Origin of the sequence: Agrobacterium sp. NPDC090273 (genome assembly GCF_044772305.1) — a bacterium.
Taxonomy (GTDB): domain Bacteria; phylum Pseudomonadota; class Alphaproteobacteria; order Rhizobiales; family Rhizobiaceae; genus Agrobacterium.
On the sequence record NZ_JBIVYN010000001.1, the window covers coordinates 366,302 to 383,276 of the forward strand.

General features: G+C 58.2%; 14 protein-coding genes, 1 tRNA gene and 1 riboswitch. Of the genes, 7 read left to right on the forward strand and 8 right to left on the reverse strand.

All coding sequences use genetic code 11. From position 1 onward, the window contains the following. Positions 1-50: 50 nt before the first annotated feature. The 3 genes from trmFO to ACIQT8_RS01795 form a co-directional block, all read right to left on the reverse strand. Positions 51-1,496: a methylenetetrahydrofolate--tRNA-(uracil(54)-C(5))-methyltransferase (FADH(2)-oxidizing) TrmFO gene (gene trmFO / locus ACIQT8_RS01785; RefSeq protein ID WP_138793162.1), complete on the reverse strand. Its 1,446-nt coding sequence runs from the start codon at positions 1,494-1,496 to the stop codon at positions 51-53. Positions 1,497-1,924: 428 nt separating this feature from the next. Next, a complete protein-coding gene (locus ACIQT8_RS01790) occupies positions 1,925-2,068 on the reverse strand; it encodes a DUF1127 domain-containing protein (protein ID WP_138793161.1) in 144 nt (47 codons plus the stop codon). Between the two features lie 488 nt (positions 2,069-2,556). Next, the gene (locus tag ACIQT8_RS01795; RefSeq protein WP_178340833.1) at positions 2,557-2,703 is read right to left on the reverse strand and encodes a DUF1127 domain-containing protein; all 147 of its coding nucleotides are present in this window, start codon (positions 2,701-2,703) and stop codon (positions 2,557-2,559) included. A 573-nt stretch (positions 2,704-3,276) separates the two neighbouring features. Here ACIQT8_RS01795 and ACIQT8_RS01800 point away from each other — a divergent pair. The 4 genes from ACIQT8_RS01800 (at position 3,277) to ACIQT8_RS01815 (ending at position 6,981) form a co-directional block, all read left to right on the forward strand. Next, a tRNA-Leu gene (locus ACIQT8_RS01800) sits at positions 3,277-3,359 on the forward strand. A 342-nt stretch (positions 3,360-3,701) separates the two neighbouring features. After that, the gene (gene tig / locus ACIQT8_RS01805) at positions 3,702-5,180 is read left to right on the forward strand and encodes a trigger factor (RefSeq protein ID WP_138793160.1); all 1,479 of its coding nucleotides are present in this window, start codon (positions 3,702-3,704) and stop codon (positions 5,178-5,180) included. Between the two features lie 212 nt (positions 5,181-5,392). Next, positions 5,393-6,010 carry a hypothetical protein gene (locus ACIQT8_RS01810; RefSeq protein ID WP_400962768.1) on the forward strand — a complete coding sequence of 206 codons (618 nt, stop codon included), beginning with the start codon at positions 5,393-5,395 and terminating at the stop codon, positions 6,008-6,010. Between the two features lie 311 nt (positions 6,011-6,321). Then, positions 6,322-6,981: a hypothetical protein gene (locus tag ACIQT8_RS01815; protein WP_400962770.1), complete on the forward strand. Its 660-nt coding sequence runs from the start codon at positions 6,322-6,324 to the stop codon at positions 6,979-6,981. A gap of 82 nt (positions 6,982-7,063) precedes the next feature. Here ACIQT8_RS01815 and sthA read toward each other — a convergent pair whose 3' ends face one another. The 3 genes from sthA to ACIQT8_RS01830 all read right to left on the reverse strand — a co-directional run bounded on the left by sthA (position 7,064) and on the right by ACIQT8_RS01830 (position 11,314). Beyond that, positions 7,064-8,464 (reverse strand): Si-specific NAD(P)(+) transhydrogenase, encoded by a 1,401-nt coding sequence (sthA, locus tag ACIQT8_RS01820; RefSeq protein WP_138793157.1) that lies wholly within the window; start codon positions 8,462-8,464, stop codon positions 7,064-7,066. A 257-nt stretch (positions 8,465-8,721) separates the two neighbouring features. Next, the gene (locus ACIQT8_RS01825; RefSeq protein ID WP_138793156.1) at positions 8,722-9,255 is read right to left on the reverse strand and encodes a DUF1003 domain-containing protein; all 534 of its coding nucleotides are present in this window, start codon (positions 9,253-9,255) and stop codon (positions 8,722-8,724) included. A gap of 106 nt (positions 9,256-9,361) precedes the next feature. Next, entirely contained in the window at positions 9,362-11,314 is a 1,953-nt protein-coding gene (locus ACIQT8_RS01830; RefSeq protein ID WP_400962774.1) for an LTA synthase family protein, read from the reverse strand. 216 nt (positions 11,315-11,530) lie between these two features. Here ACIQT8_RS01830 and ACIQT8_RS01835 point away from each other — a divergent pair, with 216 nt between their 5' ends. Further along, the gene (locus ACIQT8_RS01835) at positions 11,531-13,210 is read left to right on the forward strand and encodes an NAD+ synthase (protein WP_400962777.1); all 1,680 of its coding nucleotides are present in this window, start codon (positions 11,531-11,533) and stop codon (positions 13,208-13,210) included. 85 nt (positions 13,211-13,295) lie between these two features. Here the strand turns inward: ACIQT8_RS01835 and ACIQT8_RS01840 are convergent, their stop codons facing one another. After that, positions 13,296-13,673: a glyoxalase superfamily protein gene (locus tag ACIQT8_RS01840; protein WP_400964336.1), complete on the reverse strand. Its 378-nt coding sequence runs from the start codon at positions 13,671-13,673 to the stop codon at positions 13,296-13,298. Between the two features lie 178 nt (positions 13,674-13,851). On the opposite strand from ACIQT8_RS01840, the gene ACIQT8_RS01845 reads away from it, so the two are divergent. Both ACIQT8_RS01845 and bluB read left to right on the forward strand, forming a co-directional pair. After that, on the forward strand, positions 13,852-14,682 hold the full coding sequence (locus ACIQT8_RS01845) for a hypothetical protein (RefSeq protein ID WP_400962780.1): 831 nt from the start codon (positions 13,852-13,854) through the stop codon (positions 14,680-14,682). Between the two features lie 176 nt (positions 14,683-14,858). Further along, positions 14,859-15,041: riboswitch (cobalamin riboswitch) on the forward strand. Positions 15,042-15,141: 100 nt separating this feature from the next. Continuing rightward, positions 15,142-15,801, forward strand: coding sequence for a 5,6-dimethylbenzimidazole synthase (gene bluB / locus ACIQT8_RS01850; RefSeq protein ID WP_400964338.1), 660 nt, complete (start codon positions 15,142-15,144; stop codon positions 15,799-15,801). Positions 15,802-15,807: 6 nt separating this feature from the next. On the opposite strand, the gene ACIQT8_RS01855 is transcribed toward bluB, so the two are convergent. Continuing rightward, positions 15,808-16,890: a DUF2865 domain-containing protein gene (locus ACIQT8_RS01855; RefSeq protein ID WP_400964340.1), complete on the reverse strand. Its 1,083-nt coding sequence runs from the start codon at positions 16,888-16,890 to the stop codon at positions 15,808-15,810. Positions 16,891-16,975: the final 85 nt, after the last annotated feature.

The following is a 16,975-nucleotide window of genomic DNA, read 5'->3' on the forward strand; positions in this document are numbered from 1 at the left end:
CGTGGGAAACGCACCCCGCCTGTTTTTAAAAGATTGTGCCGTCGTGAAACTTACGAGGCTGCGACGTTTTCCTGTTCGTCGGCGGCAGTTTCAACACCCAGCCACCCGGCGCAATCCTTGAGGGCGCGTGCGGCAATAAGCTGGCGCTTCATGATGGTCTTGTCCTTGCCACGGAAGCGCTTGACGCCTTCCGGTTTGACGATGGAGCCCGGTGCGAGTTCCGGAAACAGGCCAAAATTGATGTTCATCGGCTGGAAGGAGCGCTTGCCCGGCTCATCGGTGGAGGAGAGGTGTCCGCCGGTGATGTGGTTGAGAAGCGCACCAAGCGCGCTGGTCGCGGGCGGCGGGCTCAGTTCCTCACCCTTTCGCTCGGCAGCGGCGAAGCGACCGGCCAGAAGGCCGACCGAGGCGCTTTCGACGTAACCCTCGCAACCGGTGATCTGGCCGGCAAAACGGATGTCCGGACGCGATTTCAGTCTGAGATACGGATCGAGCAAAATCGGGGAATCAATATAGGTGTTGCGGTGCAGGCCACCGAGACGCGCAAACTCCGCGTTTTCAAGGCCGGGGATCATGCGGAAAATATCCGCCTGCGCACCGTATTTCAGCTTCGTCTGGAAGCCGACCATATTGTAGAGCGTGCCGAGCGCATTGTCCTGACGAAGCTGTACGACAGCGTAAGCCTTGACGGTGGGGTTGTGGGAATTGGTCAGCCCCATCGGCTTCATCGGGCCGTGACGCAGGGTCTCGCGGCCGCGCTCGGCCATGATCTCGATTGGCAGGCAGCCATCGAAGTACGGTGTGCCTTCCCATTCCTTGAAGCCGACCGTATCGCCTTCGACCAGCGCGTCGATGAAGGCATTGTACTGCTCTTCATTCATCGGGCAGTTGATGTAGTCCTTGCCGGTGCCGCCCGGACCGACCTTGTCGTAGCGCGACTGGTACCAGCAGATATCCATGTTGATGCTGTCGCGGTGAACGATCGGCGCAATGGCATCGAAAAATGCAAGCGCATCTTCACCCGTTTGCGACTGAATGGCGGCGGCGAGATCGGGCGATGTCAGCGGGCCGGTCGCAATGATGGTGTTGCCCCATTCCTTCGGCGGCAGGCCGTTGACCTCTTCGCGCACGATTGTCACCAGAGGGTGACTTTCCAGCATGTCCGTCACGGCCTGCGAAAAACCGTCGCGATCGACGGCCAGCGCGCCACCGGCCGGAACCTGGTGTTTGTCGGCGCAGGCCATGATCAGCGAGCCGGCAAGGCGCATTTCGGCGTGAATGACGCCAACGGCATTTGCAGTCGCGTCGTCGGAGCGGAAAGAGTTCGAGCAGACGAGTTCAGCCAGCGTATCGCCCTTGTGTGCGTCCGTGCCGCGTACACCGCGCATCTCGTGCAGAATGACGGGGACGCCGCTCTGTGCGATCTGCCATGCGGCTTCCGAGCCGGCCAGTCCGCCACCAACGACGTGAATGGGGGAATAAGTCTTGTCTTGCATCGTCAACCCATATGCCGCCGGGAAGCATGAGCCTCCATGACGCGGCAGTTTTTTAAAGTGAGTGTTTCGCGCAATCCTCAGGGATGCGTCTTCGTGCCGATGCAGTAGCATGCAAGCGCGTTGCCGCCAAATGTTTTCGCGGCGCGCATTGGCTGGCGCTCATAGGAGGAGGCGGAAGAAAAAAGCGGTGAGGGTGCGCGTGACTCCATGTGCGATCTTCATTCGGGCATTGCGCCTGACACCGGTGCGATCAAGTCTTTGATTGCGGGATACGCCTCGGTGCCGAAGAAACGATATAACGGAAGAAATGACCCGGAACCGCGTTCTGTCCCCAGAATCAAAAACGGCGCCAGAGGCGCCGTTTCTTTTACCTGTCGCTCAGTCATCGCGCCCTGGAGGTCGGGCAGCGGGATGACCCTTGACGCTGATTAGCGGAACGAACGGGAAGCAACGTTACGGATGTCGTAACGGGTCAGGCCAATGTCGTTCAGAGCCTGGTTGGAGAGGCTGCCGAGCTCGTTCATCGTGCGGCGGTAGCTGATCCAGTTTTTTGCAATGCGAATCGGGTTCATCGTTCTTTTCCTCAATCTAAGTTGTGTTGGTGTGTTGTCTGAATTTCGCGGCCGGCTCAGAAGTTGTTCTGCGCTCTCGGCTGTTGAGGCTTATATAGAGGCAATCAGCCATGTTTTGGAGTGCAGATTTTAAGCGACTGCCATGCATTTGTGCAATGTGTCGGCTAATTTTGCGGCTGCAGGGGTCATATGCGCGTTTTTTGAGCGAAAATGCCCGCGTCATAGGCGGTCAGGCGCGGGGTAGGGTTCATGAACCCGCCTGTGCTGCGTTTCAGGGCGAAAAGCGACGGGAATCCCTGGTGCGGAGGCTGTCTGGCTGAAGGCTTGGGGCGGCTTTAGTTCTGCCGATTGCGCAAGGTTTGGGATGCCGTTTGCATCATGCGTGTGCAGTGTCATACGCCAAAAAACAGAAAAGGCCGGAGGCGGGAAGCCTCTGGCCTTTTTGGGAGGTCAATTCTGCGCGTCGCCAGTTATGGCGACACTTTATATTACATGCCGACTGCGGTGCGAGCGACGCGACGGATGTCCTGACGGCCAATGCCGAGGTCGTTCAGTTCGCGGTCGGTCATGCGGCCGAGTTCGGTTACGGTCTGACGGTACTTGCGCCAGTTGGTGAGCGAGCGTGCAATGTTCATGGTCATCTTCCTTTTCGTGGTGTCCAGTCCGCGGCCCGTCTTGGGAGGATGTGGCCTGCGCTGAACTTCGATCTCTTGTATGGCCGTAGATATAATCGTTTTAATCGAAACAAAAACAGACAAAGCAAGATGCCACCTATGCATCATTTGCAAGGCAGTGGGCGTATTCGGCCGTTTCAGGCATTTCCGTGCTCAATTTGTGACCAAAATTGAGGCTTTCACCCGATTGTGGTGGTTTGGACCGGCTGCCAGCCAATCACCTGATGGTCCCGTCGCGGGAGAGGGTTAAAAATCGGTATGTTTTTCGGAAGGGGGCGGGTCCGAGGTGACATGATTCCCGCGATGCCACTGACGTGTGGCGAGCGTCATGCACCATTTCCCTGGTTTCAGCGCGCTCCTTATATATAGTGCTGCGAAGTTCGCGTAGTGAGCCTTTCTGGCTGATAGCCATCATTTGCGGGCTTTTGAGCGTGAAGTCGGCTCGTCCGGGCTGGAAAATTCGTTGGAAACGGACGAGGCCGGAAACCCGCGCTTGACCCTTCCTGAACATTGTGACATACCGCCGCCCAACGTGCGGGTATGGCGGAATTGGTAGACGCATTGGTTTTAGGTACCAACGCTTCGGCGTGGGAGTTCGAGTCTCTCTACCCGCACCACAAGCAAAGCTTGGCGGTGCCACGCTTGCGCCAGAGTATGCCGGTATAGGCATGGGTCGGCGAGATGCAGGCTGGAACGGCGTGATGTCCTCAGGACATCCGGTTTCGGTCGAGCAGGGCGGGGCGTCAGGTCCGGTCCGGCGCATTTTGCTGCGCGGGAGGTCTGACGGTTCGCGAGATACCGCTCATTATTTCCCGAACCCAAGCACATATCAGGTGTCCGGCGCCGTTTGTGCAATGAGAATTGAAGTCACGGCCGGTATCCATGTTTCCGGCGCAGTGCTCGAAAGTAAACCAACGGCTGTCTGAGCACCGCCGCCATGATTGTGAAGGTTTGAGAAAATGCAGGTTATCGAAACGCTCTCTGAAGGGCTGAAGCGCGAACTCAAGGTCGTTATCCCGGCTGCCGACATGAAGGCTCGTCTGGATGAGCGCCTGGTTGACGCCAAGGACAAGGTTCGCATCAACGGTTTCCGTCCGGGCAAGGTACCGGTTGGCCACCTGAAGAAGATGTACGGCAAGTCGATCATGGTCGAGCTCGTCAACGAACTGGTTCGCGAGAAGCCGACTGAAATTCTCTCCAGCCGTGGTGAAAAGTCTGCAACGCAGCCGGCAATCGCCATGACCGAAGACGAAAAAGAAGCCGACAAGATCATTGCAGGCGAAGCCGATTTCGAATTCACGCTGGCTTACGAAATCATTCCTGCGATTGAACTGAAGGCCAACGACGGCATCAAGGTTACCCGCGAAGTTGTTGAAGTCTCCGAAGACGAAATCAACGAGCAGATCCTCAAGATCGCTGAAAGCGCACGCACCTACGAAACCAAGAAGGGCAAGGCCGCTGAAGGCGACCGCGTCACCATGAACTACCTCGGCAAGGTCGACGGCGTTGCTTTTGACGGTGGCGCTGCTGAAGACGCAGAACTGGTTCTCGGTTCGGGCCGTTTCATTCCTGGCTTCGAAGACCAGCTCGTTGGCGTCAAGGCTGGCGACGAAAAGACCATCACCGTAACGTTCCCGGCTGATTACCCGGCTGCAAACCTTGCTGGCAAGGAAGCTGCCTTCGACATCACCGTCAAGGAAGTTGCTGCTGCTGGCGCCGTTGAAATCAACGACGAACTTGCTTCCAAGCTTGGCCTCGAGTCTGCTGAAAAGCTCAAGGAAATCGTCAAGGGTCAGATTGAAAGCCAGTACGGCAACGTCACCCGCCAGAAGGTCAAGCGTCAGATCCTCGACCAGCTCGACGAGATGTACAAGTTCGACACGCCGGCTGGTCTCGTAGACGCCGAGTTCGACAACATCTGGCGCCAGATCAACACCGATCTCGCACAGTCCGGCAAGACTTTTGCTGACGAAGACACCACCGAAGAAGAAGCTCGCGAAGAATACCGCAAGCTGGCTGAACGCCGCGTTCGCCTCGGCCTCGTTCTCTCCGAAATCGGCGAAAAGGCCGGCGTCGAAGTGACCGAAGAAGAAATGCAGCGCGCCCTGTTCCAGCAGCTTCAGCAGTTCCCTGGCCAGCAGAAGGAAATCCTCGATTTCTTCCGCAACACGCCTGGCGCTTCCGCTTCGCTGCGCGCTCCGATCTTCGAAGAAAAGGTCATCGACAAGCTGCTCGGCGAAATCTCGGTAACGGACAAGACCGTTTCCAAGGAAGAGTTGCTGGCTGACGACGCTGAAGAAGCGACCGAAACCAAGAAGAAGGCTCCGGCCAAGAAAAAGGCTGCTGCCAAGGCTGACGACGCTGCTGAAGGCGAAGAAGCCGCTCCGAAGAAGAAGGCTCCGGCCAAGAAGAAGGCCGCTGAAGGCGACGCCGAATAATCTTCTTCAGCACACGCTGAACAAACGAAAGGCCGTGGCGAAAGCTGCGGCCTTTTTGTTTTGGAAGCGGGCCCTTCAAACCCTGGAACGGTCGCGTCATCTAAACGCTCACTGGTATGATTTCGCCCTACAAGCCCCACACCAGATCCTCTAAAGCCGTCCTGCGATTGTAATGAACGCAGCCACAAGCTGCGATGGTAGCGGGGAATCCCATGAGACACGATGAGGTAATCGGCAGGGGCAGTTTCACACTGCAGCGCCAGGATGTTTTGGCTGTGATGCAGGATATGCGTGGGGCGTCCGCACAGGTCGTCGATGACAAGACAAGGCTCTGGAGAAAGCTCAGGATGCTTTCGGTCGTCGTGCTTATTCCGACGATGATCGCTGGCATCTGGGTAAACAAAGCGCCGTGGATGCAGATCGGCGTGGTGGTTCTGATGGTGTTTGGTGTTCTCTTCAAGTTCAGTGACTGGCGCATCAAGCGCGGCATGAACCAGTTGGGCGCCACACGTAAAGTTTCGCGCAACGCTGTCGTCAAAGCCCTCGAAAAACGGATTTTCAAGGGGCGGGACAGTGTTCGGGGCGAGGCGCGCTTCGGTGAAGATCATTTCGAACTGGTGCAGGATAATGTGCAATTTTCGGCCAGCTATGATGATGCCGAAAAGATCGGCCTTATTTTTCAGCGAAACGGCATGCTGCAAATCACCCCTGGTGATGCCCGCAATCTACCGGACGTGATCTTTTTCATTCCACTCGCACAACTTTCCGGCGCGGAGAGTGTGATGGAGCGTGTTCAGCAGAGCCCGTCATTCGTTTTTACCTACGCCTAGGTTTTGCCGGTTTTTTTTGATCTTTTAGACCTGACTGCATAGCCAGGCACCGGACACGGGCGTGGCGATACAGTCACGATCCGCGCCTTTAATGCGGCGCATATAATTTTTGCTGCATGTGCGCTTGTTCATCTCCCGTTCATCTGGCAGAATGCCAAGCATGATTTCCTGGTTGCTTCGCGCTGCCATCAAGGGAAATGCAAGGCCATCCCAAGGGGGTGGCCCTCATCGCCGACAATCTCGTTGGACTCGACTTTTACCGTGCAAACCGGATCGCACCGGTGCGCCCTTAAATGGCCTGGGAACAAGATATGCCGTCACGGACGCCAATTTTCGTTTTTTGCCTGCCTTTCGTTGCAAGCCTTTTTGCCGCAAGCACAGTTTACGCTGACGATGCCGGCCTGATTTGGAAGCCGGTCAAGAATTCCAGCCGGTCTTATTCGGCGCGGCTTGGGGCAAAGCTGCCGACCGATACGCCCATTCGCGCCGGGCTCGAAATGGGTATGAATGCCTCGAGGAAAGGGCAGGTGACGGATACGCCTGTGCGGTTCTGGGGCAACATGTCGATTGCTTCGACAAACCTGCCGGGGGTTTCACTTGCCCGCGATGTGGCAGTCATGTTCAATGCCCTGACCGGCTCCAGTGCGCTGACGATGACATCGTCGCAAAAGCGTATCGTCACGCCAGAGCTGGATATCGAAGCCAATCGCAATTTCACCGTTCGCTATGATGGCTCCGCGCAGCAGTGGAGCGGTCTCGATGTCTCGCAATCCCTGCGCCTGACGCGCTCGCAGACCGGCACGGCCTTCGTTCTGACAGGTGCCAGCCGAAACAGTTTCGATGAGTTCTCGACCGGCGTTGCCGTCGAACAGAAGCTTGGCGATCATCTGACCGTCAGCGGCACGCTCAATCAGGGCTTCGAGGACAGTTTCCGTCCCGGCGTGAACGCTCGTTACAGCATCAAGTGGTGAGCGCTTATACGACTTGATGGGTCTGTCACCCCGGATCACGTCCGGGGTAACGGCTGCAAATAATGACTGGCGATAGCGCGGCCTATTCCTTCTTTTCACCCATGCGGTTCCAGGCATCCAGGCCGGCAATCTTGTAGGCTTCGGCAAGGGTTGGATAGTTGAAGGTGTTTTCGACGAAATATTCCACCGTGCCTTTGAGGTTCAGCACGGCCTGGCCGATATGCACCAGTTCGGTCGCGCCTTCGCCAACGATGTGGACGCCGAGCAGGCGGCGGGTCTTCAACGAAAAGATCATCTTCAGCAAGCCGCTGTCGAGACCCATAATGTGACCGCGTGACGTTTCGCGGAAATGCGCGATGCCGCATTCATAGGGAATGCCGCGCTCGAGAACTTCTTCTTCCGTCAGGCCGCAGGTGGAAATTTCCGGTACGGCGTAGATACCATAGGGGAAGAACTGCGGCGGTTCGCCAGCCGGCGCACCAACCGCGTGGCGGGCAGCGATACGGCCCTGTTCCATCGAGGTCGATGCGAGGCTTGGGAAGCCGATGATATCGCCGGCGGCATAGATGTTCGGGACGGAGGTCTGGAAGGTCACGGGATCGACCTTCAGACGGCCACGGCTATCGGCTTCCAGTCCGCAGGCGGCAAGGTTCAGCGTATCGGTCGCGCCGACGCGGCCAGCGGCAAACAGCACGGTCTCGGCTTTGAGAACGCGTCCATTGCCAAGCGATACCAGGCACTTGCCGCTCTCGTCTCGCTCGACCTTTTCAGCCTTCTGGCCGAAGATCAGCTTCATGTTGCGATCACGAAGCTGGTAGGTGAAGTCCTCGACGATTTCCTTGTCGATGAATTCCAGCATGGTTTCGCGCGGTTCGATCACCGTTACCTGGGTGTCGAGCGCGCTGAAGATGGTTGCATATTCGATGCCGATGACGCCTGCGCCAACCACGATCATCGAGCGCGGCAGTTCCTTGATTTCGAGAATTTCGTCGGAATCGATCACGGCCTCGCCATCGAAGGGAATGTGCGGCGGTCGGTAGGGTCGGGTACCGATCGTCAGCAGGATAGAGGTGCCGGTGACGCTCAGGATTTCGCCATCGTTCTTCACGACCTTCAGCGTGTTGGCGTCGATGAAGCTTGCCGTGCCGCGAATGTGCTGTACGCGGTTGCGGGCGAACTGGTGTTCGAGAACCTCGACTTCGTGGTCGAGTGTTATCAGCAGGCGGCGGCGCAGGTCTTCGGCATCGATTTCCTGTTTGACGCGGTAGGAGCGGCCGTAAAAGCCGCGCTCGCGCCAGCCCGTCAGGTTCAGCGCGGTTTCGCGCAGCGTCTTGGAGGGGATGGTGCCGGTGTGTACCGAGACACCGCCAACGCGGGTGCCTTTTTCCACGACCAGAACTCTTTTTTCCAGCTTGGCAGCCTGGATGGCGGCGCGTCTTCCCGCCGGACCGCTACCGACAACAATCAGATCGTACTGGTGCATGAAAAACCCCGGAACATTAATGCATTTGCGATGACCGGAACTGTTGTCCGGCCTGGCGTCGCTGCGAAACGGGCATGATGCCCTTTCGACGGAGGGAACTGATTCCCTTGCCTTGCCCGCAAGAGTGCAATGCAACAAACGCCTGCGTCAATCTGTAGCGGAAGATTCTGACGGATTCGTAACCGGAACAGCCAATCTCCGTTTTGCGACGTGGAAAATGAATGGCTGCTGTTATCGCCGGGCAGATTGCCGCCGGTTCAGAGCTTCCTGTCTGTTACCTTGCTATGAAGCTGCGCCAGTTCCTGCCGCAGCAGGGCGAGTTCGGCCAGAACCTTCACGTCGATCTTTTCGTGCAGGGACAGAACCTCAAGCTCGGCCTTGAGATTGACTTCATAGTCCTTGGCGGCCTCGAAGCGGTCACGCGCCGCCTGCCGGTTCTGCGACATCATGATGATCGGCGCCTGGATGGCTGCGAGCATGGAAAGCAGCAGGTTGAGGAAGATGAACGGGTAGGGGTCAAAGGCACCGGTGGTAAGGATGATGGTGTTGATCACCGCCCAGAAGATCAGGAAACAGCAGAAGCCGATGATGAAGCCCCAGGAGCCACCGACCCTGGCAATGCCATCGGCCAGTTTGTCACCAAGGCTGGCGCCGGCGGAAAACTCCGCATTCGTGTCCGTCGAGATCAGCTTCTTCTGGTGCGACAGTTCCAGAATGCGCCGCTCCACCTCGCCAATCTCGCGGGACGAGCGTTTGAAATGCGAAACGATATAGTCGGAGATATCTGACACGGCGGAACCCCGCTTGGCTTTTGTACGTGCTGAGACATAAGCCCGCATGGCGACGGAATTCAAATGATTTCCGTGCCATGCGGGCCGGCGTCCCTCGCCGATGGGGTCAGACTGACGGCTGCTGCTCCGTGTTCAGCCAGTTGAAGCCTGGGAAGAAGCGCTCGCGGCCGTATTGCTTGCCAAACATCATATCGAATTGCAGCATGCGATAATTGCTCACCGACTGGGGAACGTCCTTCGGTGAAATCGACCAGTCGGGCAGGGCGTCGCCCTCCTTCGTCACCAGCATGTGCCTGTCGATGACGGAGAACTTGTCCTGAAGTTCACCGAGTGTATCCGTATAGAACGGGTCGGAGAAGCCTGCCGTCTTGAGAATGTGGTAGGGCAACAGGGACGGGCTGATCGTACCGATGTTCTTCTGCACGCCCTTTTTCGACGACCAGACGACGAGTGGCGTTTCGTGTTCCTTTTTCATGACGTCGAGCGGCGCGCGGCGGCTTGCCACCATGCCCGGCATATAGCCGCTTTCCATGAAGGTACGGCCAAGCGGCGGCAGATGGTCGCCGAAAAGAACGATGATGGTTTCGCGGTCGCGCTTCTTGGCCCACTTCATCAGCTTGACGAGGGATTCATCGGCTTCGACCACGCCCTGCGTGTAGGTGGTGAGCGCCTGCGATGCCGGTGCGGAGAGATCGCCGCTGACGCCAATGGTATTGGCAGCGTAACGATCGGCCTCGTAAGGGCCATGTCCCTGCAGGGTGACGGCAAAGAGGAACAGCGGGTTCGCGGTCTGGTCCGCGGTCGTCATGATCTCTTCCATCAGCGCGTCGTCAGAGGCAAAGTTGCCGCGCTTTTCCATCGGAGGCAGGGTTTCTTCCGAGCGGAATTCCTCGAAACCGAAGTTCTTGTAGACTTCCTTGCGGTTCCAGAACCATTCCTGGAACGGGTGCATGGCAATGGCCGAATAACCTTCGCCACGGAAGAAGCTGGCGAGCGAGGGAACTGGGCGACGGATATATTGCTGATAGGGAATGCTGCCATAGGGCAGGAAGGCGTTGGAGAAGCCGGTCAGCGCCTCGAATTCCACATTGGCCGTCATGCCACCGAACTCCGGCGAAAACACGTTGCCGGATTGCTTGGCGCGGATTGCCGGCATCGGATCGGCTGAAAGCTCGACGTTTTTCAGTCGTGTCGGGTCCCACAGCGATTCACTCATCAGCATGATGACATCAGGGTAATCGCTCTTGTTGGCAGCAAAGGCGGAGGAATCAGGCATCAGTTCGGCGATGGTGTTTTCGCTGTAGCCGTCGGGTGCCGAGACATTGGCCATCGGAATGTTGAAGGCAAAGGCCATCAGGAAGCCGTTGTGACGGTAATTTTCCTTCTGGTCCCACATCATGGGGATGATGTTGAGGCGGTCACGCATCCAGGAGTAATGTGAATACTCCATCAGCGAACCGAGACCGGCCAGCAGGGGCAGGGCCAACGCAAGGCTCAGGACACGCTCGCGCCAGCGCAGCGATGGCGCATGTTTGCGAACGGAGATCCACGCAAAGACCAGCACTCCGACAACGGCGCAGAGGCCGAGGACGACAAGTGCCGCCACCAGCGGCTGGGCTTTCAGCATGGTCGGCAGGAGTTCAACGATCTGACGGCCGAACAGCAGGTCGGAGGGGTAGAGCGGATCGGAAAGATAGGTCTGTTTCTGTGCCGAAATCAGCGCCACCAGCAGCAGTGTCGGAGCAACGACGATCAGCGACAGATAACGGCGGCCGAAAACGGCATCGAGCGCGATAATCAGCAGCGCCAGCGAGGCAATGGTTGTCATGCCGGGGCGAACGGACGAGGTGAGAAACGGCCCAACATCTGTCAGCGTGCCGCGCACGATCCATTCCAGTGCAACAATCAGCAGAATGGAGATCACCACAAGATTGGCGGTCGTGTAGGCAATCGCCGCACCTTTGGAAAGGGCACGGTTGGAAAGGCCGCGAGCCAGGCCAAACGAAAAGACAGACTTCGCCTTTTCGGAAGCCGCTGTTTCAGGCGCCGAATTTCTCAAACTCTTAAACTCCGGTATGCAGTGCGACGTGACGAAGCGGGAGTGAATCGTATGTCGCGAAAGTGTCATGTAACTGTCACATAAGCGGGATGAATGCGACATGAACTTTGCGTTCACACACAGATGGCGCGATAACCTCTGCGTGAACGCAAGAGATGATGCGCGCACTGCATTTGCCGCGTTGCGGAGCGGGCGCGAGCGCGGTAATGAAGAGCCATGAGCGACAGACAGACCACTGCGAACCATCTCCGGATTGCCGTCGGGCAGTTCAATCCCACAGTCGGCGACGTGGCGGGCAATCTCGTCAAGGCGCGTGAGGCGAGAGCCGATGCGGCAACGCAAGGGGCCGATCTCCTGCTTCTGACGGAGCTGTTCATTTCCGGCTATCCGCCTGAAGATCTGGTTTTGAAGCCGGCTTTTCTGAAAGCTTGCCTCAAGGCCGTGGAAGAACTGGCAGCGGATACGGCCGATGGCGGGCCGGGCGTGATTATTGGGTTCCCGCGCCAAGGCGAGACCGGCCGGCACAATTCTGTGGCGCTTATCGACGGTGGCAAGATCATTGCGCTGCGCGACAAGATCGACCTGCCCAACTACGGCGAGTTCGACGAAAAACGCGTCTTTTCGGAAGGTTCGATTTCCGGCCCCTATAATTTCCGGGGCGTGCGGATCGGCATTCCGATCTGCGAGGAAATCTGGAACGACATGGGTGTCTGCGAGACGCTGGCGGAAAGCGGCGCCGAGCTACTGCTGGTGCCGAACGGTTCGCCCTATTATCGCGGCAAACTCGATGTTCGCCATCAGGTCGCGCTGAAACAGGTGATCGAAAGCGGCTTGCCGCTGATTTTCGCCAACCAGCTTGGTGGCCAGGACGAACTGGTGTTCGACGGCGCAAGCTTTGCCTTCAATGCCGACAAGACGCTGGCCTTCCAGATGAGCCAGTTCGAGGCGACGCTTGCCGTTACCGACTGGAAGCGCAACGGCGATGGCTGGCGCTGTGAAAACGGGCCGTTCTCGAAAATTCCTGAAGGCGAAGAGGCTGACTACCGGGCCTGCCTGCTTGGCTTCCGCGACTACGTCAACAAGAACGGCTTCAAGAGCGTGGTTCTCGGCCTTTCCGGCGGCATCGATTCGGCCATCTGCGCGGCAATCGCCGTGGATGCGCTGGGCGAGGAGCGGGTTCGCTGCATCATGCTGCCATACCGCTACACTTCCGAGGATTCGCTGAAGGATGCTGCGGACTGCGCCAGGGCACTTGGCTGCCGTTACGATATCGTGCCGATTGCCGAGCCGGTGGACGGTTTCATGTCGGCGCTGTCGGACCTGTTCGAAGGCACGGAAGAGGGCATTACCGAAGAAAACCTGCAGAGCCGTGCCCGTGGAACGATCCTGATGGCCGTTTCCAACAAGTTCGGCTCAATGGTGGTGACGACGGGTAACAAGTCGGAAATGTCGGTCGGCTATGCTACTCTTTATGGCGACATGAACGGTGGCTTCAACCCGATCAAGGATCTGTACAAGATGCAAGTCTACGCAATTTCGAAATGGCGTAATGACCATGTGCCGCCTGGCGCCCTCGGCCCTTCGGGCGAGGTCATTCCGCAGAACATCATCTCCAAGGCGCCATCCGCCGAGCTTCGCCCCAACCAGACGGACCAGGATTCGCTGCCGCCATATCCGGTCCTCGATGATATTCTGGAATGCCTGGTCGAGCAGGAAATGTCGGTTGAAGATATCGTGGCGCGTGGTCATGACGTTGCCACCGTGCACCGCATCGAGCATCTGCTCTATCTCGCCGAATACAAACGCCGCCAGTCGGCGCCGGGCGTTAAGATCACCAAAAAGAACTTCGGCCGCGACCGGCGTTACCCGATCACCAATCGCTTCCGTGACCGGTAGTTTTTTATGACGCGCAACTTTAGCTGCGCGTCATTTTCACCGCCGGCAAACGGCACGGAGTGAACCGCGCCGCCGGATCTGGCCTTTATATGGCTTGCCCGACATCGATGCGGTTGCCATCCGGGTCTTCGAAAACGAAGGCCCGCAAACCGTAGTCCTTGTCCTGCAGGCCCTTGATGATGCGCAGGCCGTTTGCCCTGCAAAGGGCGTGCAGCGCGTCGACATCGCTCACCATCATATGCGCCACGTTGAAGGGGGCTGCCTTGTGCGATGGCTGCAAGGTCAGGTGAAGTTCAGCATTGCCCTGCTTCAGGATCATGAAGCCAACGGGATTGCCGTTTTCGAAAGTTTTGGTGAAGCCCAGCACGCCCACATAGAAATCATGGGCCTTCTGGATATTCTTGACGGGAAGCATTGCGGCGACACGGCCGAACCGGATCGCTTGATCGGCATTGGTATTCATCGAGAAACCTCGAAGGAGAGAGGGCGACAGACGCGGACGGTGCCGGTTCGTTGCCATGCTCCAAATTTTCGTATGCAGGACGGTGCCTGCGACGTTGTGACCATAGAGACAGCTTCGGGGTATGCAAGCGCCAAATGTTTCGGCCATAGTGCGGGTCGATGACGAAGCGGGAGGCAGAATGCGCAGTTCGATCGAAATCTATAATATCCGCACACGCCAGGCGCGGGTGGTCTGGCAGACACCGGAACTGTTCGAGGCGCCGAACTGGTCGCCTGATGGCACGTATCTGCTCTTGAATTCCGAGGGATTTCTCTATCGCCTGCCGCTTTCCGGCGATCCTTCGCCTCAGAAGGTCGACACGGGGTTTGCGACGATCTGCAACAACGATCACGGCATTTCACCCGATGGGTCGATGTATGCGCTCTCGGACAAGGTGGAGTTCGGCAAGAGCACCATCTATCTTTTGCCATCCTCCGGTGGCGCGCTGAGGCTGATGACGAAAAACCTGCCGTCCTACTGGCATGGCTGGTCGCCGGATGGAAAGCAGTTCGCCTATTGTGGCATTCGCGATCAGGTATTCGACATCTATTCCATGGAGATCGAGACCGGTATCGAGACCCGCCTGACGCATGGCGAGGGGCGCAATGACGGCCCGGATTATTCTGCCGATGGGCAGTGGATCTATTTCAACTCCAGCCGCACCGGCCAGATGCAGATCTGGCGCGTGCGCACTGATGGTTCGGCGGTCGAGCGCGTGACAGACAGCGTTTATGGCGACTGGTTTCCGCACCCGTCACCGAAGGGAGACAAGGTGGTTTTCGTCTCCTATGATGGCGATGTCTTCGACCATCCACGCGACCTTCATGTGCGCGTGCGGCTGATGGACCCCGATGGCGGCAATGTCGAAACGCTGTTTGATCTCTTCGGCGGGCAGGGCACGATGAACTCCCCCAACTGGTCACCGGATGGGGATGAGTTTGCCTATGTCAGGTATTTCCCTGTCGGATAAGCCGGCACGCGTGTCTGTCTCCGTCACAGCGCACGCATGAAAGAGATATTTCCAGCCCAAGGATTTGGGCTGGCCGGATTTCGGCTCAAGGCCCAATAAGACGGGCAGGCTGGGTGTTTGCCACAGCCATGTCTCCGTTCGGCATTCATGATGCTTGCATTCCCGCGCCGCCGTGGCCATAACCTCAGGCATCAGGTGCCTGCCCACGGGGCGGGAGAATCGGGAATCCGGTGTGAGACCGGAACGTGCCCAGCGCTGTAAGGCGGACACCAGCTTTGATTGCCACTGAAGTCATTCGGGAAGGCGAAGCGGGTGGATGAAGCCAAGTCAGAAGACCGGCCTGATACGATAGACCAACCCGCGCGGACGGCGGAAGGTTGTTGATGGGTGAGGCGCTCTCGTGTCTTGCCCCGGCATTGTTGGGGATTAACGATGCAACCTGAAGACTTCCGCAAGGCCATGCGTCCGGCCAGTGAATTTTGCGAACAAGACAAGGCCGCGCTTTACCGCGCCATTGAAACGCGCCGTGATGTGCGCGACGAATTCCTGCCCGATCCGCTGCCGGATGATCTGGTGACACGTCTGCTGGCCGCCGCACATGCCGCGCCATCCGTCGGTTTTATGCAGCCGTGGAATTTCACTCTTGTCACCGATGGCGCCATCAAGCAGGCGGCCTGGGTGGCGTTTCGCCGCGCCAATGAAGAGGCGGCGGAGATGTTTTCCGGCGAGCGGCAGGCGCTTTACCGCAGTCTGAAGTTGGAGGGACTTCGCAAGGCGCCGCTCAGCATTTGTGTGACCTGCGACCCGACCCGTGGCGGCGATGTGGTGCTGGGACGCACCCACAATCTGCGCACGGACGTCTATTCCACCGTCTGTGCCGTCCAGAATCTCTGGCTTGCTGCGCGGGCTGAAGGGGTCGGCGTTGGCTGGCTCAGCATCTTTCATGACAGCGACATTCGCGTCATTCTCGATATTCCCGAGCATATCGAAATCGTCGCCTGGCTCTGCCTCGGCCGCGTCGACACGCTCTATAGCGAGCCGGAACTTGCCGTCAAAGGCTGGCGCCAGCGCCTGCCACTGGAAGAGCTGGTGTTCAGGAACGGCTGGGGCAACCGCTGAGCGTTGTTACTGTTGCGGCTGGATACCCTTGAGGGCAGGGTTCTTCAGATCGATGCGGCTTGTTTCGTCCGGCAGGAACTTTGGGCCGACGACGCGCACCTTGTTGTTGTGCGGATCGTACTCACGCTCCGGGACCTGCAGTTCCGGCGCCTTGGCAGCCTCGGGCTCGACAGGCTTCGCCACCTTGTCTCCCGGTGGTGACGTGATGTCGGTGATGCTGGAGTAGGGCTTTTCGGCCTCCGGCGTCGCAGCCGCTTCCTGCTTTTTCATCTCGTCCTGATAGGCCGCCATGTTGCAGCTGCAGCCCGGTGCGCGGGTGGACGCATTGCGATAGGCGAAAGCCGTCGGCAGTTCCTTGTAGGGTTTGCCGGTTTCGGCCGATACCATGTCGGATGTCTCCTGATCCGTCATGGAGTGGTAATAAAGTTCTGTTTCCGTGCCGGGGCACATGTTGCGGCACTGCTCCGCCTGTCCACGAAAATCAAGTGGCGAGGCGTTGGAAGCAATCGGAAAGAATGAACCGTCGCAGGTCTTCACGCAGAGGGTTCTGAGACCGGCCTCGCCGGATAGGCCGGGTTGCGTGGGGATTCCCGTCTGGTCGTACCGCGGGGCGTTCCCGTATACCGTAACGTTACGTTCCGTTACGGCAGGCCGTTCGGCCTCCACCGGGCTGCAGCCATTTGCGTCCAGAGCCGCCAGAATGCGCTGACGGCGAATGCCGGGATCATCACCGCGCTGGGTTGCCAGTGCCTGATCGCGATCATGGATGATGGCATCGCGCTCGTGTTCAGCGTCGAGAAGCGCATCGCCTATTTCCGCGCAGACACCGGCATTCGGACTGCCGTAGGTGATGATGCTGCCGGAAGAACAGCCGTAGCCACGCAGATCGTTCCTGATCCTGCGGATGGCGATGTTCTGGCGGGCAAGGGCGTTGGCGTAGAAGCGGACTTCCGCCGTGTTGCCGATGACGCGAGGTGGCTCACGCAACTGGGCATAGAGCGTGTCGCACACCTCGTTCGCAAATGCTGCAGCGGGTGCGGCAAGGAACATCGCAAAAAAGAAGCCGGTCATGCGGCTGCGGCAGGTCAATTTGTCCGTTCCGTCAGGTCTTGCGGGCAATGCTGTCAGCCGTGCTGTCGGCATTGCCAGTCCAAAGTGTCTTTTCGGACTTTAG